The organism is Candidatus Eisenbacteria bacterium, from assembly GCA_018831195.1.
In the GTDB taxonomy this organism is placed as follows: domain Bacteria; phylum Eisenbacteria; class RBG-16-71-46; order CAIMUX01; family JAHJDP01; genus JAHJDP01.
The window spans coordinates 168,442-190,642 of record JAHJDP010000012.1; the positions used below are offsets into that span (position 1 = coordinate 168,442).

The following is a 22,201-nucleotide window of genomic DNA, read 5'->3' on the forward strand; positions in this document are numbered from 1 at the left end:
AGTGTCTGATGCTGATGGTCGATCCGCTCCATTGTCAAGCGCACCTGTCAAGATTCACCGCGACCTCATGATTCGGTTCCCTCTTCCTTTCCCGCGATCGAGTGGAAGCGGATGTGAAGTTGCTCCAGATCTTGAGGATCCGGCTCCGCGGGCGCCTTATCCATCAGCGACGCGGCGCTGGTCGTCTTTGGGAAGGCGATCGTATCGCGGATTGAGGTGCGGCCCGACATAATCATGACGAGCCGGTCAAGACCAATGGCGACACCCCCATGGGGCGGAGCGCCCAACTCGAAGGCCTTCAGGAGGAAACCAAACCGCCGTTCGATCTCCACGCTGTCCAGCCCGATGATCCCCATAACAGCCTCCTGAATCTCTCTTCGGTGAATTCGGACGCTTCCTGAGGCGAGTTCTGTTCCGTTTATGACCAGATCATAGAGTTGGGCGCGGATAGCCAGCGGATCGGCGGCGAACTTTTGGGGATCGGGATCCAGAGGCATGCTAAATATATGGTGACATGGAATATAGCGCCCTGTCTGCGCATCCTTTTCGAAGAGGGGGAAATGGGTGACCCATAGGGGATAAAAAGGCGGGGCATCGGGATCGAGGAGCCGATCCACCAATGCGCTGCGAACCCCACCGAGGATACGGCTGGCCTGACGGGGTTCGTCGGCCGCGAAGAGAAGAAGATCCCCCACCGCCGCTCCGGTCGTCATCCTGATGGATTGAGCCGTCTCCGGTTCAAGGAATTTGGAGATGCCCCCATCCAGACCATCCTCTTTTACCCGGGCCCAGGCCAACCCGGGTGCCCCTTCCGCCTTCGCCCGCTCTTCCAGTCCTTGAATGTCTTTTCGAGAATAGTCCGCTCCACCCGGGACGCAGAGACAGCGGACCGCCCGCCCCTCTTGCACCGTCTCCTTGAAAATCCGGAACTCGGTGCGGGCGACGGCTTCAGAAATATCTTTAATCTCGACCGGTATCCGCAAATCCGGCTTATCGGTACCGAATCGATCCATGACCTCGTCATATTCGATTTTTAGGAAAGGCGTCGGGAGATCCACACCCAGCGCCTCTTTGAAGAGGTGGGACATCAAACCCTCCACGAGTTTGAAGATATCCTCCTCATTGATAAAACTCATTTCCAAGTCAATCTGCGTATGCTCCGGCTGCCGGTCGGCGCGAAGGTCCTCGTCACGCAGGCACCGCGCCAATTGGAAATAACGATCCACACCCGCGACCATCAGGATCTGTTTATAGAGCTGCGGCGATTGAGGAAGGGCATAGCAGCGGCCTGGATGAACACGGCTCGGCACCAAGTAATCCCTGGCTCCTTCCGGTGTGGGCCGGACCAACATCGGCGTCTCCACCTCGAGGAAATCCTGCGCATCCAGGAATTCCCGCGTCGCGAGGGCCACCCGGTGGCGAAGCGCAAGGACCTTCTGGAGCTCCGGCCTTCGCAGATCGATGTAGCGGTACTGCAGCCTGAGATCCTCGCCGGCCAGGGCCGCATCCTCCACAAGGAAGGGAGGCGTGATCGACGGATTCAACACCTCGACCGAGGTGGCATAGACTTCTATCTGCCCGGTGATCATATCGGGATTTATCATTCCATCCGGACGGGCCCGTACCATGCCCTCAATACGAGCCACGAATTCCGGCCTGAGGGTCCGGGCTTTCTCCGTCACCTCCGGGGGGGCTTCGTCGGGATGAACGACGACCTGAGTCCGTCCATATCGGTCCCGCAAATCCACAAAGAGAACCCCGCCATGATCACGGGAGCGATGGACCCAGCCTGTGAGGGACACCCGCTCCCCCGCCTGGGAGAGACGCAATTCGCCACATGTGTGGCTTCTCATTGTTGTCGCTGATGTTGAGGGTTGGGACATCTTCCCTTCTCCTTCTTTCTTTCGAATTGTCGTGTCCATCGCCACAATAGAGAACCGACAATCGCACCGGCCAGATCTGCCATGAGATCATATAGACTCGAGTCGCGTCCAGGAACCCGCGACTGATTCAACTCATCCAAGCACCCAAAGAGAAGAACCGCGCCTATCACTATCAGATACAGTTTCCACCGGCGCCAGCTCTCTTTGTAATCCAAAACCCCCGCCACCAGCCAACCCAAAATGGAGTATTCGATGAGGTGCGCGATTTTGTCGGCATGCGGGAATCCAACCGGCATCGATACATCCGACCGGCTGGAAACAATAAACATCAGCGTCAGATATCCCAGGAGTAGAACAGATCGCACCCATCGTTTTTCAATCCACCTGGTGAGCGGCATCACGAACGGAGCTTTTCCTCTTCTTGAGAGATGGCGGAAAGGACTTCCTGCGGCGTCTTGGCCTTCAGGATCTTCTTTTGAAGATGGCCATCCTGAAGCAATCGCGAGACCCTGGCCAGGACCCGGATGAAGCCTCCCCTCTCCTCCGGTCCGACAATCGTCAGAACGAGGCGGACCGGCTTGCCATCCAAAGCATCAAAATCAATTCCTGTGACCGGACGAAGAATCCCCAGGGCGAGTTTTTTGACCGCTTGGGATTGAGAATGTGGAATAGCGATACCGTTTCCAATGCCCGTCGACATGATGCGTTCACGCTCGATGAGGGCGCGGATCACCTGACTCTTATGCGTCACCACTCCCGCTCCGACCATATAATCGACGGCGATCTGGATCGCCTCCTCTTTGGTGGAGACAGCGACATCCAGGGCAATAGATTCTGAACTGAGCAGCTCGGAAAGCACCATGTTTTTTACTTCCAGGAAGTTAGTCGATGGGAAACTGTGTCAAAAAAAAGTCCGGCAGGGCCGTTTCAGGCCTCCAGGACTAAAGACGTCAGACTACCAGAGGATGACTGATTGTCAAGGATCTATCGACGCCGGCGATCCAGATGGTAACGCTCGATCTTATTTCTCAAACCTTTCCGGCTCAATCCCAACATCTTGGCGGCTTGGCTCTTATTCCAGCCCGTTTGCTCCAAGGCCTGAAGGATGAAGTCGCGCTCCACGCTTTCCAGTTGGTCTTTTAGAGGCTGACGGGATATGCGGGGCCGCTTCGGACCGGTAATCTCTTCCGGCAACAGGTCAGGAGTCAGGCTGGCCTGGTCTTCGCCAAGGGTGACCGCCCGCCGGATCGCCTTCTCGAGTTCTCTTACATTGCCAGGCCATTCATGAGCGACCAGCGCCTGCAGCAGGCTTGGTGAAAGGCTCTGATTCTTCCTGTCCATGCGCTCCGCCGCTATCTCCGCGAAGGTCTCGGCCAGAAGGGAGATATCATCCTTTCGTTCCCGGAGAGGAGGAACAGAGATCGTGATATCGTTCATCCGGTAGTAAAGATCTTTGAGAAAACGCCCTTCCGCGACTTCCCGGCTCAGATCGGGCGAGCTGGTGGCGGCGACAATGCGAATATCGAGACGGCGATACCCTGTTGCTCCGACAGGACGAACTTCGCCGGAATCGAGGAGATGCAAGAAGCGGCGTTGTACCTGAATCCCTGATTTCCCAATCTCATCGAGGAAGATCGTACCGCCGTCGGCTTCTCCCAATAGACCCTCACGGTCTTGTGTCGCCCCGGTAAAAGCCCCTTTCCGATACCCGAACAACTCGGTTTCGAGCAGCGACTCGGGCAGGGCCGCACAGTCGACGGTGACAAAGGGGCTCTCGCTCCTGCGGCTGACGCGATGAATCGCCTGGGCCAGAAGTTTCTTTCCGGTACCGGTCTCCCCTTGAAGGAGGACGGTCATATCGGTCGGCGCGATCCGGTTGATGAGTTCGAGGATTCGGAACATATTCGCGTTTTGGGTAATAATATCGGCCAGGTAAATATTCCTGGAAATCTCATGCAGGTTCGGTGGCAGGCCAAGCTGGCGCCTCCACCCACGGCGGCACAGGCCGCGGCATAGTTCCATTGCCAGCGCGGAGGCATAATGTCCCTCGCCCGGCTGGAAGTGAGGTCGTCCGGAATCGGACCATCGCTCCACATACAGAAGGTGAATCCCATCTCCGAGATCGACCGGAACGGCCAGTGCGGAAGATGGTGTGACCTCGGCCCCGCTTTCACCCTCCCTCAGGCCCAGGCCCTGTCCAACCAGGATCCGTGTTCGATCGGGGGAGAGCTCTTTGTCGGGTATGAGGGATTTCAGCGGCAGCGTCCGTCGCCCATCGAGACGGGCCATCCCTCGGGAGGCAAAGACCTCCACCTTCTGGCCTCTTAGCAGACCGTACAGGACAGCATCGGCGTCGAGCGCGGAACGCACCACCCCCAGAACATCCCGAAGGCATTCCAGGACATCTTCGGTATTGCAACAGCCGAAGGTTGATTCAATCTTCCGGAAAACGTCAAAGCCGCTATGACCGGAATTCGCCCTCAACTCAAAGGCCTTGGATAGTCTTGTTAAAAGATCTTTTTCTTGCCGTACCCATCCCTCTTCGGAGGTCGACGGCATTGTCTCGCGGGCGAGGCTTAAGCGGACCCGGGACCCTTCCAGATCACCGTTTTCCAGGCAGGCATGTCCTTGCGCCAGCCAGGATTCGGCCTCGAGAGTGGGAACACCAAGCTCCTGGAAGATCCGGGTCGATTCTTCATAGGACTTCAGGGCATCGCCCTTTGAGGAATTCCCCGCACTTTGCGAATGTCCAAGCTCCAGCAGGGCTTTCCCCAAGCTCAACCGCTCCCCGCGCTGCCGCAGGCGTTCGGCCAATGTCCGGAGTTCGACTTCAGAGGCCTGATGATTCTGAAGCTTGCGGAGGGTCACACCCAAACCGAGACGTGCCGCATCCTGGCCTACGGGGTCAAAGGCTGTTCGCGACAACTCGGCGGCCTCTTCAAAAAGCTGTTGGGCCTTGGATGGCCTTCCCGTCTGAAGCTCCATCCAGGCTTCCAGCCTCCGAAGCTCTCCGATCAGATCGCCACCCCATCCCGAACCGCCCGCCATCAATTCACTGACCCGGTGAAGAACCCCGCTCACTTGCTCGACCTGATCTTCGGCGAGAAAAATCCATCCCTCTTCCAGAATCGCAAGAAGCTGTTCCCGGAGAGCAGAGGTCAACCCAATCTCACTGAGCGAACGGATCCGCCGGATGGCCCCTGGAATATCTCCACGGGAACGGGCGACTTGAGCGCCGCCTAGAACCGCCCTGTATTGCCGGATGGCGTCCCCGGCCTGAAGGGCTTCGGTAGCCGCCTGTTCAAAATCGGATTGCGCCGTCTTGAGCCGCCCTTGGTGGTATCTGATATAGGCCAGATTCAAGAGGGCGCCGATGCGATCCCGTGTCGCGCCCTCGGTCGCCGCTAGATTTCTTGCGACCTGGAAATACTCGACCGCTTGCTGCCATTCACTCTGCCGTTTGGAGACCTGCCCCAGATTATTATAGGCCAGCGCCATATCCCTGACGCGGCCCATTCTCTTGAAGACATCGAGCGCGCGGCGGAACCAGCGGGAGGCCTCGGGAATCTGACCCTGACGGAAAGCCCGGGCGCCCAGGAGGTTCGATAGATATCCCTCTTCGACAACCGGTTTTCCCGCTTCCAATAACTCCAATCGATTGACGCCGCCGAGGGCTTCCTGCCCGGCCTCTTCATAACGGCCCATGGCCATGAGAAGCTTCCCGTGGACCAATTGGAATCGAACCGCCTCCAGCGGCTCGGCCTCGTCAAGATGAGGGATGGCCGGAAGCAGAAGGCGATAGGCCTGGGCGAACTGCCCTTGTCCATCGAGCGACTGCGCCCAACGCCGCAGGATGGGAAGAGCCACGGGGCCGAGCTTTTCAATCCGGAGCTGAAGATCTTCGAAAGACTCTTCTGTGGAAACTCCAAGAGCCTGGGCAAAACAGGCTTCAGCCTCTCTCAAATCACCGGCTTCAAAAAATAGATCTCCCCGGGACACAAGGGATTCCATGTCGGTTGGAGAAACCGATCGATGGGATCCTATGGGTTTATTCATTTCCGGGTGGTCTGTCATTATTTCTACCAAGCGCCGGTTCGCGGCCTAAGTTGTTTTGTTTGCCGATTCATCCTAGCGAATCCAGAGTCGGGCAAGGGTCTGCACAAATATCAGCCGCAACGTGGTCCGCAGATCCTTCCCAACCTTCTTGCTCTTCTCCTGCAATCCATCGGACGGGACCTTCGGGTCATATCCGCCACCATCGTAGGGGCCGACCTCGATACGGGGACCCAAATGCGTGGCATAGATGGAGAGATCATCCGCGTCGCCATCCCCTTGCGGATCATCCGGCCCATGATAGATATCCGGCGAACCTCCCTCCTTCGAATGGGGAAGTTCCGTCGTCCATCCCTGGGTGGGGAGCGGAAGTGCCATGCTGATGAAGATCGCTAGGATACCGAGTATCCAAAATCTCCTGTATTTCATATCAACCTCGGAACTGGATCCAACCCTCTTGATTTATTGATCTTGCAGAGAGGTCTTTCCCTCATGCGCTACAACAAGTATAAACAAAACCCGTACCTAGGCGAAGAGATTCTATTATCTTATTGTATACAAACCAGATAGACGACAGGTTCCCTGAATCTGATTTGTCCACATCCCGTTGAATCCCCCCATTTATTGTTACCTACGATACCATTTTCGACACAAAACTCCAACCCTTTGAGAGGCAATGGATATGAGTGGGTACTTTGTATCCACTTTTAAAAGGGGCGACGGCGAATCTTCCGACGGTGAGATGCGTTTGGCCCTATCCGCATCTGGTGCTAAAATAGAGTCAGAGCGTAGGGAATCGCCTAGGTGGAGACATCCGCTTCCGGAACCGTGAGGTCTCCCGCATCAATCCCGGATCGCCAGGATGGTGAGAAGGGTCGAGAATTCGACAATCGATGGCGAGGTGGTTTCCATTTTGAAGCGCCGGCAGGGTAACTATAGCGATTTATTGAGGTACCTCCTCGATATCCCTCAACTCCCCGATGGGGAGCGCGACCGGATCTGTCAGGCCCTCGACATGACCGAGGCGGCCGGATTGGAGTCCATCACCCGCGATCTGATCGAGTCCCTTATCGAGAGGGGACAACTCAAAGAACTCCCCACGGCAACCCTCGGCACCCGCCAGCTTGAAGATATGTGGAATCACCGGATTTATCATCTCTCTGATTTCCCACCCCCCTTGGTCCGCCGGATCTACCCCCCTCCTTCGGAAGATCGTGGAACAGCCAAGGACAGGGATGCGCTTTGGGGTGGATTCAGCCCTGATGATATCTCGATCTTTCTGGATCCACGGGAGCTGATAACACGTCTGGAGTCGGATCTCAAGGAACTGCTGGGCGCCACCCGGTGTCTCTTCCATCCGATCCAGGTGCCGGAGGAATGGACCGGCATCCTGAGGGAACAGAAGCCCCATCCGGTGATTCAGGAATTGGCCGAGGAAGCCTCACGGAGACCGGGCGAGATGCTCTATGTCCCCGACCTGCTCCGCCTCACCGCTGGTGAGGAGGCCGATCGAGCGGAGGGTTCGCTCTTGATCCTGGGCCTTGGATCCCGGGAGCGCTCCTGGCTGGGGGCGGTCGAGTGGCATGCTCCGCAGCCCGGTGGATTCCCCCCGGAAGTGAGAGCCAGGGCTTTTCGGTACGGTCGGGTGATGCAATACCGCCTGACGGCCAGCTTCCGCCTTCAGGCGCTTGTCTTCAGGGATCTCCTCACCGGGATTTACAACCGCGCCTATTTTGAGGATCAGATGGAAAAGGAGATGCACCTGGCCCTGCGAAAGAACGAGGTGATGGGCCTCTGCATTATCGACATCGACGATTTTAAAAGCTATAACACGCGTTTCGGATACGCCGGGGGCGACCGCGTTCTTCAGGAGGTGGCCCTCAAACTCCGGGCCTCGCTCAGAGCATCCGATACGCTGGCCCGCTACGGCGGTGATGAGTTCGCCGCCCTTCTCGCCGCCCCCTTCTCGCCCGATGAGGGGCCGCAGATCGCCGCCCGTATTCGCGAGGTCGTCACCGGGCTTCGTTTTCCCATGGTGACCATGGATGGCGTGACGGTGGAATCGAGCGTGTCGGTCAGCCTCGGCGGAGCCCTCTGCCCCCGGGATGCGTCATCGCTGGAGGAACTCTGGAAAGCGGCCAACCGCAATCTTCTAAACGCCAAAACCGCAGGAAAAAACCGGTGGATCTTCCCCTAATCTAAATCCGAGGTGCGATAGGCCATGGGACGGATGGTTGCCACGCCGGCCCGTTCAGCGGGCGCGGACGATCCGTTCGGTCAGTGAGATTTTCTTTCCCGCCGTATCCCATACCTGAAATTTGTAAAAGTAGACGCCGTTTGAAATCTGATCGCCGTCGCCGTCTCTTCCGTCCCAGACAACGATATTATCATTAACGTGGGCGGAAAGAGGATCGAGGGTCTGAATCAGACGCCCCCGCAATGTATAAATCTTGATGGATGCCCGGTCGCCGTCCCGGTTCAACACATAGTGAAACTCCGTACCCTCTTCAAAAGGGTTCGGAAAGTTGAACAGGCGGACAACCCGCAGGTTCTCGCCCGGGGGATCCGTCACGAACCGTATCGATTTGGAGACCCCCTCGACACCCACGGCCAGCGTATGTCCTCCTTCTTCCAGCCCATCGATAGGCTCGGTGATGAGTTTCCACTCCCGGGATTCTCCTTGTACAATCTCGCCGCTTGCTTCCACGGCGTATCCCCAGGGAATGTCATCAATGGCCGGAGCCATCGCGGTGAATGCGGTCTCATCGAGAAAAACCGGGGAATTGATATGGACGATAATGCGGCTCCCCGAGGGAAGAAAGTCGTTGTTTAAAAGAGGTGTTTCCGTATCGCCCGATGACACGAAAAAGGAAACATCGAGCGCCACCGACAGCGTGAAGGTTCTTTGCCGCCCCATCCGGTCGGAGGCCTGAATCGTGATGGCATAATCATCCGGCCGGAGCTTCAAGGCGAAAGCAGCGCGATAGACCCGGTCATCATCCGGCCGCGCCGGATCGGGGGTTATGGTGATCCGTTCCATCGGCAGGGTCCCCCCGATATCGACGACGGAAAGCCCTCTCAGCGCGACCTCATCCAGAACACGCAGGTCGACATGAATCGAATCATCAGGGGAGGGGGCCTTCACCGGCGTTCCCGTCTCCACCGGCCCGCCGTCGACCTCGACATTCAGGCGGGGCGCCGCGATATCGACTCTCAAGGCGGGGTCCCCGAGATAGGTGTAGGTCATCACCTGGCCGCGATTGGTTGGATCAGTATAATTCCGATCCATCAGGATCGCTTTGCCGTGCGTCAGAATATCGCCGAAGATCCAGGTCGATTCACCGTCGATCTGCGGCACATCGGCGAAAAAGGCTTCGAAGAGCGCCGTATTTAACAAATCATTATCGGTCAGCCATTCATACCCGGTGCTCGCCAGCGAGCCGACCGCGCCGAGGGAGAGACCGGGATTGCCGTGGAAGAGAAGCTTCTCTGAAATGCAATCGCCGAACCCTGATCGCCCCTCCAGATAGTTGGAAAACTCCGCGAGGTGGCATCCAAAACCAAAGAAGAGAAACGGTTTGTTTCGGTTCTGGATCAGCGGGACGTCTTGACGGCCCGAGTGGAGATTCATAAATACATCTTCATGCGTAATGACCACTGCATTGGCATGGCTTTCCACATTCCATATCAGCGCCCCACGGCTGAGAGATTCAATAAGCGCTCCAATAACAATGGAGCCTCCCGCATTTTGACTCCTGATCTGAGGAGGCCTTTGACAATGCTCGATGGTCCCGTTTTCATAACGGAAACAGGGCTCATTCAGGAGGGCAAGATCGCAGGGATCGCCGGCAATGCCGCTGGTATCTTTATGGCACCGGGCCGTCGTCCGCAGGGTGTCCAGGAATCCCGAGACGAAAAATGTATCAACCTCAAAATCGAGCAGCTCGGCGGAATCATATATATGCCTGATGCAATCAAGGGTGCCGCTCTCAAAGACGCTTTCATACCCGCGATAGATATAGCTATCAGGCGAATCTCCCGAATACTGATCGTCGGCCATGAAGACGCCCCGGTTCCGCCAGAAATCGCCCGGCTGGAAATCCTCATAGCGGATGATCTTTGATACCATCGTCTCCAACTCATTGGGACTTCCCGCCGGCAGCCGGCCGAGATGTATATCAAAGTAAAAATCGAGGTGCTCCCCTGTTCCGGTGAGGTTGTCGACATACCAGGTATCATTGGAAACCAATTCCGAACCATTATCCCCCCGCGCGGTGCTGGGCAGGGTCATCGTCGGGATGAAGTTAAAGTCGCTAAAATCCGTCACATTGGCGCAATCGTCGGAGGCGTCCCCGACAAGAAGCAGGTAGACAGGGGGCTGCGTCCGGGTCCGAAAGAGATAGCGAAGATAGTTGCGAATCGCGTAGGGAGACTTTCTGCCCCCGTCGAAATTGTCATAGACATCTTCCACATCGGCCCTGATGACCTGGTGCCCGAGAGATTCCCGGTGTTGCAGAAGGGGCTCGATCGTTGACGTGAAATCATTGTGATAGATGACCAGATAATCTTCAGATCCCGTTCCGGTGAGGTCATGGATCTCCCGGATCGCGACCCTCTGATTCTTTATTGAGGCGATGCGGTTTCTTTCCACCAGCTTTATCACGCGGGGCGTTGATCCGTCTCCGGCATTCAACTGAAGCGAGACCTGGTATCCCCCCCCGACAGGGATGATCTGATCATCGGAAAGGGGAAGGTGCGTCACCAGCACCGAATCGGTGACTTCGAAGGCAAGGATATCGTCACTTGTAAAACCACCGATCTGGAATTCCTGTGGGCCGGTCAGGCCCCCGGTGTGGAATGTAAAAGACCCCAGGCTCGCTGTAAAAGGAAGCGTATAGGTCATCGTCACGCGATCGAGGCTGATCCCGTATCCGTCGAGCGGCAATTCGATGACGAGACCGATCGAATCGGGCTCATACACAGGTTCAAAACCACTGAGATTCGTCTCATTCAGCGTGATCGTCAAGTGCCTCTTCTCTCTTACCGAATAGGGATTTCCCGGGAAGGAGGTCCAGGGCCTGGCTCCCCGCGGTCGATTGGAAAGATAGAGCGAAGGTTTGTGATAGTTGGAGCCGCTGATCTTGGCATACCCTTGCAAATCGACAACCATCTGCCGGAATTGGGCGCCCTGCGGGATTTTGAAAAAGGTCCACTGGGTGCCCCATCGAAAATCGGACCAGTAAAAATGCGATCGGACCAGCATCTCTGTCGCCAAATAGAGCTGGCTGTCATCATCGTCAGCGGCCAAAAACTTCGCATAGATCGAATCCTTCTCGGCGACCTGGGTCATCGTCACCGATGCGGGGGGGGTGAGACTTTCCCATCCCTGCCAGGAGAGGGAATCCCCCATCGTCGCCCCCGGATCACCGCCGCCGGTCCATCGCAGAAAATAGTGATTGTCCCGCCCATAGCGGGTCTGCCGGTCGGGAAGATTGAACCGGTCCCAACGATCCTGACCGAAGAAGATGATCGACTCCCCCGGCTCAAAGAAGCCGTCCTCATCGCCATCTTCTCTCAAATAGGGAATCGCATTCTCACGAAGCGGGTTTTCGAGGTCGGCATCTTCAAAGAGACCTTCCACCAGGACCAGCTCATCCCACGGGATAGAGTTCTCCGCCAGACCGGCGTTGGTAAGGACGTTGAAGGGAACCCGAAGGAGACCTGTCGCCGCGACGGTCAATTTGGCCTGGACCCCCGCCCGCCTCTTCAGCATCGGAGGGAGCGACGCCACGGGTCCGCGCCGCCAACGCTTTCCCTGCTCGTAATTGAGGATCTGCCGTTGATAGGAACGCTCCCAGGCGCCTTCCGGCGGGATCGGACGCATTCCCGCCGGCTCCCGGGCGTCGGCCGCCTGCAGAAATTCCACCCGAAGGCGGATTTTACGGGCGCTCCTAAAAACCTTGGCATCCGGATCCCAGCGAACCGGTGTGATCTGAATCGGGAGGATTCTCTGGTGCCGCGCCCCCGCGGGATCGCCGAGAGAAGCCCAATCGATAGGGTATAGACCCGGACCCGCATAGGCCCAGGGGGCCGGTTCCCATTGGAGATCATAGACCGGCATGCCTTGAGCATCGAGATGGATCTCCTCGCTCGGTGTCGGCACAGGGCTTCCGGGTATGGCCGGATACTCCTCAACTTCAAGAACCGTCAATCGGGCCGTCGCTCCCGGCGGCATGGCGAGAGAGAAACCGCCCGTCGGAAGGGCGGGAGCACCGATCGTGCTCATCCGGCCGTAACCGGGGAGGGTCACACGTACCCATTCGGTACCCTCGACCGGCGTCGACTCCAGCGGACCGATATCAAGGGTGACAACCACCTCGCTTTCCGTGGCCGAGTCAAGCCGGGCTCCCGTCAGACCCGCGACGGGATGGCTCAGAAAGAGCAGGGTGGCTATGGCGGTGAGACAAAGAAGATGGGGACGGAAAAGCATGGATCACCTCACAAATGGACGGCCGGATTCACAAAGAGAGCGAGCCTGAGACGGACCCGATCATCGAGCCGGCTCACCCTGCCAAGAATCGCATCGCACCGGATCGCGGGTCAATCGACGGATGCCATCAATTGACCAAACCCCCGGAACGCCATAAAGTTCGGGGATGAGGGCCCATTAGGGAGGAGGACGCCCATTTCCCTGACGATAGAAGAGTTGTTGGGTTCGATAGACGGCGAAAGAGGAGATGCCCCTGGTTGAAGACATTAAAGCTCTATTGGGAATTTGCACGCCCCTTCACATTGATCGCTCCCGCTTTGGGGGTGCTTTCCGGCGGGCTCACGGCCATGGGCGCCGGGGACCCAACACCGATAACCTTGAAACGCATCCTCATCATCCTCATCGGAACCCTGATGGCGGCGGTCCTGAACGCCGCATCAAACGCCATCAACCAGATTTATGATCTGACCAATGACCGGATTAATAAACCCGGCCGTCCCATCCCCTCCGGCCGGCTCTCCATACCCGAAGCGCGGCGGATAACCTGGGTCTTATATATCCTTTCTTGGATTTGCGCCGCTATTGTCGGCGTCGAATGCCTGATCATCGTTTCCATCGCCAGCTTCTTCACCTATATCTACTCCGTTCCTCCCCTGCGAACCAAACGTAACGGCATTTTAGCCAATGTGACGATCGCCATCCCCCGCGGTGTTTTGTTGAAGGTCGCCGGATGGTCGACCGCAAAATCGATCCTGGTCGGTGGGGAGCCCTGGATCATCGGCCTTGTCTTCGGAACATTCCTCCTGGGCGCTTCGACAACCAAAGATTTCGCTGATATGAAGGGGGATGAAGCCGACGGCTGCATGACATTACCGATTCGCTATGGTGTTCGCAACGCCGCTCGAATGATCGCGCCCTTCTTCGTTCTCCCCTTCCTCTTTATCCCGGTGGCCATGCGTCTGGGATGGCTGACCGGTGTCCCCATCCTCTTGTACATCCTCGGAATCGTTCTGGCCATATGGGGCGTCTATACGGTATCACTCATCCTGCGCGACCCGGATGCTCTGGCGCGCACAGAAAATCATCCCTCCTGGCGCCACATGTATCTTATGATGTTCACGACCCAGGTGGGGTTCGCCGTCGCCTATCTGGCCAAGTATCTCGTCGATTAACCTGAGGTTTTCCCGGAGCGGGGGAACGGCATAGTGTCAAGTAGGATTATTTACATCTATCTATTCCTCGCCACTTTAATGGGGTCCCTCTCTATATTCTCCGGACTGAAGTGGGCGGTTCCTTTTGTACAAGCAACCCTGATATTTCCGCTTTATCTCTATCATGTTATCAATCGTGAAAGTGGAAGGGCGGTTCTTCACATGATCCTCTGGGCGGTTCTCTCATCCGCCATCGTCGTCACCATCACCATCCTGCGGCCGGAATTGGCCGAGAAAGCCATTCTTCGAAGCACCGGCTATCGTGATGAGATGTTCTTGTGGATTGGGACAGGTATCGGGCCGGAGGGTACGCCGTCACAATTCATCCCCCAGCATATATTGCACTATGTCGTCTTTTTGGGGGTTTCACTTATCACACTCGGCTGGGGCGGCCTGGTGATGGGCGCCATACTGCTGAATTATATGAATTATTATGTCGGCGCCCTGGTGCTGGAGGCGGGCCATCCCACCATGGCGGCGCTCCTTGGATGGCCGCCCTATGCGACCATCCGCGTCATCGCCTATATTTGCGGCGCCATCGCCGTTTCGGATCTGATGATCTCTATGATTCTCCGCCGCAATATTTGGAATAAGCAGATCACCCGGAAATTCGCCGGCTGGTCTTTTTTACTCTTTCTGTCCGATATCGCGATAAAGATCGTTATCGCCCCTCAGTGGCAGAAACTCATGTCCACCATCATCTCCCGCTGACCCCGGCTACATATCCGAATCAGCCGGCGCCTGCACATCACCGAAGATGACCTGGCGCGGAAAGAGCCATCCCTCAGGTGGAGCGAGCCGGACTTTGGATAGAGCGCCCTCATGAACAACAATCGGGAGGCTGTCACGGGCGGCGGCGATCAACACATCGAGATACTTATCGGCCTTGTCACGCCATAGTTCGTTCTTGAGTTTCTGCTTCATATCGTCGAACGGGATAAGCTTCGGATCTTCCACCTTTAAGATCCGGGCAATTGTATAACCTCCGGAGAACGGGATTGGATCGCTCACTTCATCTTTGCCCAAGAGGAAGAGGACTTCATCCAAATCCCGGGATTCGCCTTTTGAATAAAACCTCGTGCCGCTGAGTGTGGTCCAAGCCGCTGTGGAATCCCGCTCCCGCGCCCGGGTCCATATCTCCTCCGGTGCGTCGCCCGCTCTCAACCAGGCCCCGATTTCTTCGGCGAGCTGCCGATCTTTGACATGATAGGCCAAGAAGGAGCGGCGCTCCGGACTATTGTACAATCCGGGATTTTCATCATAATAGCGCCGGCATTCCTCCTCATCGGGCTCCAACGGTCCCCATGCATAGCGGAGGTAAAACTGCCGGCTGTGAATCGCGTCCCGCTTTTTACCGGCCAGCCAGGCCACATTGGGATCTTTATCGAGCTTGAGACGCCGGGCTTCGGCTAAGCGCATCCTGCTGATCGCAAGGCCTTCCAGTGAATTGATCACATCTTCCGGAGAATCGAATGTAGGCCATGTCGCCGATGGATATTGGGTCATTTCCGCCAGATAGAGAATCGCCGTCAAGGTATCGCCGGTCATCGTTGCCACAATCCTGCGCTGATCCTCAGGAGCCATGACCGGCAGGGTAAAATCGCCCTTCGCTTCCCGGTCGGCCATCGCCTCGGCCCCGCGGGGAGCCGCGGCGGTCTCTTCACGCAGCCAATTCGTCAACCAAACAATCTCATCGCCATGAAGTTGATACTTGTATCTTTCCTTCAGCTCATCATGAAACGCGATCAGGAGGGCGGCTGTTTTTTCCTGGCGGATGATTCTCTCGAGGGTCGGCACCGACTCCTCATAGGAACGGACACTCTCCGTTTCCCTTCGCCCCTCCAATTGAATCAGATGGAAACCGAGGCTGGATCGAATCACCCCACTGATTTCTCCCACCGCGAGCCCGGCGGCGGCATCATAGACGGGCGGCGCAATCTGGCCCAGGGTCACCCAGCCTATGTCACCCTCCTTGGCCTTGGCCCGGGCATCATCCGACTCCTTGGCCGCCACTTTGCCGAATATGGCCCCCTGGCCGATCATGGAAAGGATCCTCTCCGCCGTCTCCAAACGGCGGATCCGGATCTCGCGAAGATGGAATTGGGTCTTTAATTTCTCGTAGGCATCCTTAAGCTCCGCTGGACTGATGGTCTGAGCATCGGCGATCACTTGTCGATCGAGGAGGCGTGTCATGGCATCTTCAACAAAACCCTCCCACCGATCCTGCATTCCGGCATCGAAAACCGGAATCTTTTGCGAGGCCAGAAACTCCATGATCTCTTTGTCTTTGTAAATCTCGAGAAAAGCCTTTGCGCCTGAGGTATCCGCTTCAAAGGGGCAATCATCCTTTGCCGTGAATTCCCAGAAAGCCTGCTCAAAGACACTCAACGGGACCTGTTCTTCCCCGACCTCCAGAACAATGGGATTGGGAGTCCCGCAGGAAATAAGGCTCCCCAGAATTCCCAGCGGTAGAATCCAGCCTCTTATATGGCGGCCGGTGCGGCCGAGTGCAAACGACATCCTCAATCCCTCCTACTCCGTAAAAAATCCAGCGCTCCGCCAACATCTCCATCCTCATAACCCTACGGGTTCGGGTCCTTCGGTGCAAGATAGGAGGGCGGCGAAACCGGCGGGTTGAGTTGACACTCATTGGTGACCGTGCTAAGGTAATGAAAACCATAAAGTTGCAGAGCTTTTTGGGGGCTCTGAAAACCATCTCTCTTCGGCGCAGGTCATATGGAAACCACTGATATCAAATCATCGGATAGCCTGAGTCTCTTCTTCCCCGTTTATGGTGATTGGGGAACGATAGCCTCAATGATCGTCCTCGCGGACCGGATCGCCCGCGACCTCACGGACGATTACGAAATCCTCGCCATCAACGACGCCAGTCCCGACCATTCCGACCTGATACTAGCGGAATTGACCCAGAAATATTCCCGCCTTCGTGTGATCACCCATCCAAAAAACAAAGGATATGGCGGCGCCATCTGCTCGGGATTTAAGAATGCCTCCAAGACCTTCATCTTCTATACCGATGGGGACGCCCAGTATGATGTTCGAGAGCTGGCCAAGCTCTGGAAGGCCCGGGGAGGTGCCGATCTTGTCAATGGGTACAAGATCCGCCGGAATGACCCATTTCATCGAAAAATCGTAGGCTGGTCCTACCACAACTTTGTTAAGATGATGTTCCGGTTAAAAATCCGCGATGTGGATTGCGATTTCCGCCTCATCCGGAGGGAGATCTTCCAGGGCTTCGGCCTGACAGAGAACTCCGGATTGATCTGTGTGGAATTGATGACAAAGATTCACAGGACGGGCTGTCAGATACGGGAGGTTCCTGTCCACCATCATCACCGGATGCACGGCCGGAGCCAATTCTTTAACATCCGGCGCGTCGCGCGGGTTCTTATCGACATGATGGGATTGTGGTGGCGGGTCTTTATCCGCAAGGACCTAGGTCCTCCGGGGACATTTCCAGAGGAACCGGAACTGAAAAGGTAACTCGGCTGAAATGGAATCATCATCCACTTTTCCATTTGTCACCTCGCCGCCGCTCCCCGCCGATTGGGAACAACTCTATCAAAACCGCTCTATCCTCGTGACCGGCGGATTAGGATTCATCGGGTCGAATCTGAGTCTGCGACTTGTAGAGCTCGGCGCCAGGGTCACCATTGTCGATTCCCTCATTCCGGACTACGGCGGTAATCCATGGAATGTCGAAAAGATCAAAGACCGGATCAATATCAATATCGCCGACGTGAGGGATCCGCACAGTATCGCCCGTCTCGTTCAGGGGCAGGACATTATTTTCAATCTGGCCGGTCAAGTCAGCCACATCGACTCCATGAGGGATCCCTTCACGGATCTTGAAATCAACTGCCGCAGTCAGCTTTCCATACTCGAAGCCTGCCGGAACAACAATTCCAATGTAAAAATCATCTACGCCGGCACACGGCAACAATACGGAAAGCCTCAATATCTACCGGTCGATGAGAAGCACCTCGTTCTCCCCACCGATGTCAACGGTATTAACAAGACCGCAGGTGAAACCTATCACATTTTGTACAACAATGTTCACGGGATCCGCGCAACGAGCCTTCGAATGACCAATACCTACGGACCCCGCTTGCTCCTCAAGCATAACCGGCAAGGATTTATTTCCGTTTTCCTGCGCACGGCAATCGAAAAGGGAGAGATTAAAATCTTCGGTACAGGCGAGCAGCTCCGCGACCTGAACTATGTCGATGACGCGACCGACGCCTTTCTGCGGGTCGGAGTCGCCGAGTGGACAAACGGCGAAGTGTACAACCTCGGCGGTGACGAGATCCTCTCCGTCGCCGCGATCGCCCAAAAGATCATCAAAACGGCGGGCGCCGGCAGGCTGAGTATTGTTCCATTCCCCGAGGAGACACGCCGCATCGACATCGGCAGCTACTACGGATCCTACCAAAAACTCAGGGAGGCCGTGGGATGGCGGCCTCTGATCGATGCCGATGAGGGATTCCAGCGTACCGTGGATTATTATCGGGAAAACATTTCTCATTACGTTGAGGATTAACCTTGAGCGAATTCCGAATCCAGGTCTGTGATTTAAAAGCCCAGCGGGAAGAACTGGGAGCGGCCTTGGACCAGGCGATCCGGGCCGTCTTGGACCGCGGATGGTATGTGCTGGGTGAGGAAGTCGCCGGGTTTGAAAAGGAATTCGCCGGCTATCTCGGCATGCGTCATGCGGTGGGTGTCGGATCCGGAACCGAAGCCCTGCATCTGGCTTTGGCCGCGGAAGGGATCGGACCGGGGGATGACGTCCTGACAACCCCGATGACCGCGGTCCCGACGGTTTGCGCCATCGCCCTTACCGGCGCCCGCCCGATTTTTGCCGATGTCGATCCGGAAACAGCTCTTCTCGATCCCGTGGAGGTGGAACGTCGGATCACACCGCAAACCCGCGCGATCATTCCGGTTCATCTCTACGGACAATGCGTCCCGATGGACCCGTTCCTGGAACTCGCCCGGAACCGCGGGATTTGCATCATTGAAGATGCGGCCCAAGCCCATGGCGCCACCTGGAAAGATCGGATGGCCGGCACGTTCGGTGATTACGGCTGCTTCTCCTTTTATCCCACAAAAAACCTCGGAGCCTATGGGGATGCGGGCGCCGTCGTTACCGCAGACGACGGGCGCGCGGAACGTCTGCGCCGCCTCCGGAATTACGGCCAGACCGATCGATATCGACATGTGGAGAGGGGATGGAACAGCCGGCTCGATGAGATCCAGGCCGCCATCCTTCGGGTCAAACTCCCTCATCTCACTCGCTGGAATGAGGCGCGCCGAGATCTCGCGTCAAGGTATCAACAGAACCTGGAAGGATCCGTCCTCCGCCCCATGGCGGAGAACCCTCAAGGCCGGTCGGCCCGGCATCTTTTTGTTGTCCGGGTTCCCGATCGTGACCGGCTGCGGGAGGCTCTGCGCGCCAGAGGGATCGAATCACAGATCCATTACCCGATCCCGGTTCATCTCCAGGAAGCCTTTTCACACCTCGGATATGCGGCAGGAGATTTTCCTGTGGCCGAGAAACTGGCCGGGTCTATTTTAAGCCTGCCGCTCTATCCTGAATTGGATCCTGGAAAGATCATTGAGATCTGTGAAGCGATTCATACGATCTTACAGGAGGATTAATCGCATGGTTTCCGGCAGCACACTTCGCGCCCTGGGCCTTCTTCTGATCGCCATTCTTTTTACCGTTACGGGAGAACTTTTTCTCAAACATGGGATGAATCGCATCGGTATTGTACAATTTTCAAACTTTCTGCCCACCATGGGACGGATCGTAAGGACGCCGGTCATTCTCATCGGTTTCACGTCCATCGGCGTCGGGGCCGTCTTCTGGCTTGCCGTTATCAGCCGCGTGAATCTCTCCTTTGCCTATCCCATGCTTTCTGTGGGGTACATTCTGATTCTCATCTTTTCGGCCCTCATCCTGAAGGAGGATGTATCCCTACTGAGATGGATCGGGGCCGTGGTCATTTGCCTGGGCGTCTATCTCATCACGCGCAGTTAATTCCCCGGGGACCCAATGGAACGACTTGAATACCATCGGATGTTTGAGGCTGAAGAGAGCTTCTGGTGGTATCGATCTTTGCGGCGCACCATGCTCACTCTCCTGGATCCTTATCTCCCGGAAGAGGGGGGTTGGCGGATACTCGATGCCGGCTGCGGAACCGGCGGGTTTCTCATTAAACTTTCCCATTGGGGCCGGATCATCGGAATGGACGTGGCCCCTCTGGCATTGGAACTGGCAAAGCGCCGCGGTTCTTGGGATCTGATTCAAGGCGGCGTGCAATCCGTGCCGGTGGCCTCGGAAAGTATGGATTTGGTTGTTTCCATGGATGTGCTTTATCACAAGGAAGTACCCGACGACAGAGAAGCTCTCGCGGAGCTGGTCCGGTGTCTGCGGCCCGGCGGATGGCTTTGCCTCAACCTGCCGGCATTCAACTGGCTGAAATCATCCCACGATATTGCGATTCATACGGCCCGGCGTTATACAAGAAAGGATCTGTCTGATCTTCTCTCATCGCAGCCGCTTCATGTTCACCGATTGACGCACTGGAATATGTTTCTTTTCCCGCTGGCGGTCATGGTCCGTTTGCTGCGAACGACACGCCATGAAGATTCATCCGATGTCCGGCCCCTGCCGCAGCTGCTGAATAACACCCTGGAATCCATCCTGAAAATCGAATCAAAAATTCTCGCGCGCGCCGATCTTCCGATCGGACTTTCCGTCGCCGCCGTGGCTCAAAAGCTCCCAGCAGGGGGGACGCGATCATGAGTCCCGCCCACACGCGGGGATCGAACCATTGGCGTCTGGCCGCCCTGCTCCTGGTCATTCTGATGGCCGCCCTGCTGCGTCTGGCCGTCCTGGATACAGAAGGACTTTGGTCCGACGAGGGATATACATTTCATGTTGCCGGCAAATCGATTCCTGATCTGATACGAACCTTCAGACATGACGACTCTCCACCGCTCTTCTACCTGATATCCAAATCCTGCCGCGCTTTTTTGGCCGGATGGACTTCACCGGAGACCGCTGTGCGGTTTTTCCCGGCCCTCTCCTCCGCCTTGGCCGTCGTTGTCCTGGCTCTCTTTCTGCATAAACAACGGCGGCTCTGGCCCACCCTCCTGCTCCTCGCCTTTTCATCTTATGGGATCTTCTATGCCCGTCAGGCGCGTTCCTACGGTTGGATCATGCTGCTTATCTTTCTTCTGATTTTTCTTTCACAAAAGATCGCGCAGAAGGGTGGACGGGGCCCGGCCATCGGCCTTGCCCTGGTTCTCGGGGCGCTTCTTTGGAGTCATAATATTGGATTCGTCATCTGGGCTTCAGGATTCGGCGCCTTTTCATTATTGCTGATCCACGCCCGCATAACCCACCGGACGATGCGCCCTGCATTCCAGGGCCTGGCGGCTCATCTTGGGGGGCTTGTGCTTGTGCTTCCCTGGCATCTGGCGGGGGGAGACCAGCTTTACCAGCACGTCTTCTTGAATCTCTGGATGAGTGTCTACTGGCAGAAGGCGCCCCTGATCCTGGCGCCGGTCTTTAGTCTGGTTGTTTTCGGTCCCGGATCCCCCATGCGCCCACCCTCTCCGGGCAATCTTCCCACGCCCGTTCCATCAGCTGAGTGGATTCTGTGTCTTGTTCTCACGATCGGAATCATCGCTGCGGCGGCGTTCGGACTTATACATCAACGGCTCTCATCAAAATCAGCGGCGCGTGAGGATGAGACATCCCTTTTCTTCGAATTGGTTTATCTTTTCGCGCCCCTCTTTCTTATCCTCGCCGCCTCGCTTATCTGGGCTCCGACGTATGTCCTCGGGAGGGCCGATGTTGTCGCCTTCCCCGCCTTTGTTCTTGTTATGGGGCGGGGATTGGCATTGATCGGATCCCGTTGGCGCCGCGGGCTTCTCAGCGCCTATATTCTGGTTTGTACATTCATGATCCTGCCATTGCTGGGCGTCGGGCACTCCCCGCGTCTGAAGGGACAAGATCGGATTCTGGCCGGCAAGCTGGCCGAAGATCTGGGCTCCAATGATCTCTACGTTCATGTGGCCCTGTCCTCTCCCTCGATGGAAACATATCTCGAAACCTGGGATATCCCGCATCAGATCCGATATTTTCCCGAATCACAGGCCCCCAGTCCCGCCGCCACCTGGCCTTTCCCCGTTGATTCAGTCGAGACCTACCGCCGGCAGGCCCTTGCTTTGCGAAGCCGCTTGGAAAATGGAGAGGTGGATCATCTCTGGACCACAGCCAGGCTGCGCGACGAGATCCCGCCATCAAAGGACAACACGGCGGAGGACCTTGTTTACCCCCAGAGCGTTTTAGCCTTCGTGCTCGGGGGGCTGGATCCCCTTCCGGTCTATGTCCACAAGGGGCGAACCGGACCTGACACCCTTCGTTATCATCAAGATTGGGTCGGCGGCGTCCGTTTGGTGCTGAAATACCGGAGGGAAGATCTCGTCGATCTCACCACCCTGGGTGGGATTGAAGTGAAACCATAGGGGCG

The 22,201-nt window shown here is 56.6% G+C and carries 16 protein-coding genes; 9 read left to right on the forward strand and 7 right to left on the reverse strand.

Annotated elements, in window-relative coordinates:
* Positions 1 to 65: 65 nt before the first annotated feature.
* From aspS to KJ970_02225, 5 genes are all read right to left on the reverse strand, one after another.
* A complete protein-coding gene (aspS, locus tag KJ970_02205) occupies positions 66 to 1,853 on the reverse strand; it encodes an aspartate--tRNA ligase (GenBank protein ID MBU2689710.1) in 1,788 nt (595 codons plus the stop codon).
* On the reverse strand, positions 1,850 to 2,281 hold the full coding sequence (locus KJ970_02210) for a VanZ family protein (GenBank protein ID MBU2689711.1): 432 nt from the start codon (positions 2,279 to 2,281) through the stop codon (positions 1,850 to 1,852). Before KJ970_02210 ends, aspS begins: the two co-directional genes overlap by 4 nt.
* Positions 2,281 to 2,745, reverse strand: coding sequence for a PTS sugar transporter subunit IIA (locus KJ970_02215; protein ID MBU2689712.1), 465 nt, complete (start codon positions 2,743 to 2,745; stop codon positions 2,281 to 2,283). The genes KJ970_02210 and KJ970_02215 overlap by 1 nt, the downstream gene beginning before the upstream one ends.
* A gap of 122 nt (positions 2,746 to 2,867) precedes the next feature.
* Entirely contained in the window at positions 2,868 to 5,894 is a 3,027-nt protein-coding gene (locus KJ970_02220) for a sigma 54-interacting transcriptional regulator (protein ID MBU2689713.1), read from the reverse strand.
* A 117-nt stretch (positions 5,895 to 6,011) separates the two neighbouring features.
* Positions 6,012 to 6,365, reverse strand: a complete 354-nt coding sequence (locus tag KJ970_02225) for a hypothetical protein (protein MBU2689714.1) — start codon at positions 6,363 to 6,365, stop codon at positions 6,012 to 6,014.
* A 433-nt stretch (positions 6,366 to 6,798) separates the two neighbouring features.
* Here KJ970_02225 and KJ970_02230 point away from each other — a divergent pair, with 433 nt between their 5' ends.
* The gene (locus KJ970_02230; GenBank protein ID MBU2689715.1) at positions 6,799 to 8,133 is read left to right on the forward strand and encodes a GGDEF domain-containing protein; all 1,335 of its coding nucleotides are present in this window, start codon (positions 6,799 to 6,801) and stop codon (positions 8,131 to 8,133) included.
* A gap of 54 nt (positions 8,134 to 8,187) precedes the next feature.
* Here the strand turns inward: KJ970_02230 and KJ970_02235 are convergent, their stop codons facing one another.
* On the reverse strand, positions 8,188 to 12,426 hold the full coding sequence (locus tag KJ970_02235) for a hypothetical protein (protein MBU2689716.1): 4,239 nt from the start codon (positions 12,424 to 12,426) through the stop codon (positions 8,188 to 8,190).
* A 257-nt stretch (positions 12,427 to 12,683) separates the two neighbouring features.
* On the opposite strand from KJ970_02235, the gene KJ970_02240 reads away from it, so the two are divergent.
* The gene (locus KJ970_02240) at positions 12,684 to 13,598 is read left to right on the forward strand and encodes a UbiA family prenyltransferase (protein ID MBU2689717.1); all 915 of its coding nucleotides are present in this window, start codon (positions 12,684 to 12,686) and stop codon (positions 13,596 to 13,598) included.
* A 33-nt stretch (positions 13,599 to 13,631) separates the two neighbouring features.
* Positions 13,632 to 14,348, forward strand: coding sequence for a hypothetical protein (locus KJ970_02245; protein MBU2689718.1), 717 nt, complete (start codon positions 13,632 to 13,634; stop codon positions 14,346 to 14,348).
* Between the two features lie 6 nt (positions 14,349 to 14,354).
* On the opposite strand, the gene KJ970_02250 is transcribed toward KJ970_02245, so the two are convergent.
* A complete protein-coding gene (locus tag KJ970_02250; protein ID MBU2689719.1) occupies positions 14,355 to 16,157 on the reverse strand; it encodes a peptidyl-prolyl cis-trans isomerase in 1,803 nt (600 codons plus the stop codon).
* 216 nt (positions 16,158 to 16,373) lie between these two features.
* Here KJ970_02250 and KJ970_02255 point away from each other — a divergent pair, with 216 nt between their 5' ends.
* From KJ970_02255 to KJ970_02280, 6 genes are read left to right on the forward strand one after another with little or no spacing between them, the layout of a single operon-like run.
* A complete protein-coding gene (locus tag KJ970_02255) occupies positions 16,374 to 17,141 on the forward strand; it encodes a glycosyltransferase family 2 protein (GenBank protein MBU2689720.1) in 768 nt (255 codons plus the stop codon).
* A gap of 10 nt (positions 17,142 to 17,151) precedes the next feature.
* Positions 17,152 to 18,198, forward strand: a complete 1,047-nt coding sequence (locus KJ970_02260; GenBank protein ID MBU2689721.1) for an NAD-dependent epimerase/dehydratase family protein — start codon at positions 17,152 to 17,154, stop codon at positions 18,196 to 18,198.
* Between the two features lie 17 nt (positions 18,199 to 18,215).
* Positions 18,216 to 19,316, forward strand: a complete 1,101-nt coding sequence (locus KJ970_02265) for a DegT/DnrJ/EryC1/StrS family aminotransferase (GenBank protein ID MBU2689722.1) — start codon at positions 18,216 to 18,218, stop codon at positions 19,314 to 19,316.
* A gap of 4 nt (positions 19,317 to 19,320) precedes the next feature.
* Positions 19,321 to 19,698 (forward strand): EamA family transporter, encoded by a 378-nt coding sequence (locus KJ970_02270; GenBank protein ID MBU2689723.1) that lies wholly within the window; start codon positions 19,321 to 19,323, stop codon positions 19,696 to 19,698.
* Positions 19,699 to 19,713: 15 nt separating this feature from the next.
* Positions 19,714 to 20,466 (forward strand): class I SAM-dependent methyltransferase, encoded by a 753-nt coding sequence (locus KJ970_02275; GenBank protein MBU2689724.1) that lies wholly within the window; start codon positions 19,714 to 19,716, stop codon positions 20,464 to 20,466.
* Positions 20,463 to 22,196, forward strand: coding sequence for a hypothetical protein (locus KJ970_02280; GenBank protein MBU2689725.1), 1,734 nt, complete (start codon positions 20,463 to 20,465; stop codon positions 22,194 to 22,196). Before KJ970_02275 ends, KJ970_02280 begins: the two co-directional genes overlap by 4 nt.
* The last annotated feature ends 5 nt before the right edge of the window (positions 22,197 to 22,201 follow it).

Bases quoted from the DNA above. Each gene is read 5' to 3' on its own strand.
- KJ970_02275 (MBU2689724.1), top strand. From the start codon at position 19,714: ATGGAACGACTTGAATACCATCGGATGTTTGAGGCTGAAGAGAGCTTC.
- aspS (MBU2689710.1), bottom strand. From the start codon at position 1,853: ATGAGAAGCCACACATGTGGCGAATTGCGTCTCTCCCAGGCGGGGGAG.
- KJ970_02215 (MBU2689712.1), bottom strand. From the start codon at position 2,745: ATGGTGCTTTCCGAGCTGCTCAGTTCAGAATCTATTGCCCTGGATGTC.
- KJ970_02260 (MBU2689721.1), top strand. From the start codon at position 17,152: ATGGAATCATCATCCACTTTTCCATTTGTCACCTCGCCGCCGCTCCCC.
- KJ970_02220 (MBU2689713.1), bottom strand. From the start codon at position 5,894: ATGGAATCCCTTGTGTCCCGGGGAGATCTATTTTTTGAAGCCGGTGAT.
- KJ970_02210 (MBU2689711.1), bottom strand. From the start codon at position 2,281: ATGCCGCTCACCAGGTGGATTGAAAAACGATGGGTGCGATCTGTTCTA.
- KJ970_02280 (MBU2689725.1), top strand. From the start codon at position 20,463: ATGAGTCCCGCCCACACGCGGGGATCGAACCATTGGCGTCTGGCCGCC.
- KJ970_02270 (MBU2689723.1), top strand. From the start codon at position 19,321: ATGGTTTCCGGCAGCACACTTCGCGCCCTGGGCCTTCTTCTGATCGCC.
- KJ970_02255 (MBU2689720.1), top strand. From the start codon at position 16,374: ATGGAAACCACTGATATCAAATCATCGGATAGCCTGAGTCTCTTCTTC.
- KJ970_02225 (MBU2689714.1), bottom strand. From the start codon at position 6,365: ATGAAATACAGGAGATTTTGGATACTCGGTATCCTAGCGATCTTCATC.
- KJ970_02250 (MBU2689719.1), bottom strand. From the start codon at position 16,157: ATGTCGTTTGCACTCGGCCGCACCGGCCGCCATATAAGAGGCTGGATT.
- KJ970_02235 (MBU2689716.1), bottom strand. From the start codon at position 12,426: ATGCTTTTCCGTCCCCATCTTCTTTGTCTCACCGCCATAGCCACCCTG.
- KJ970_02230 (MBU2689715.1), top strand. From the start codon at position 6,799: ATGGTGAGAAGGGTCGAGAATTCGACAATCGATGGCGAGGTGGTTTCC.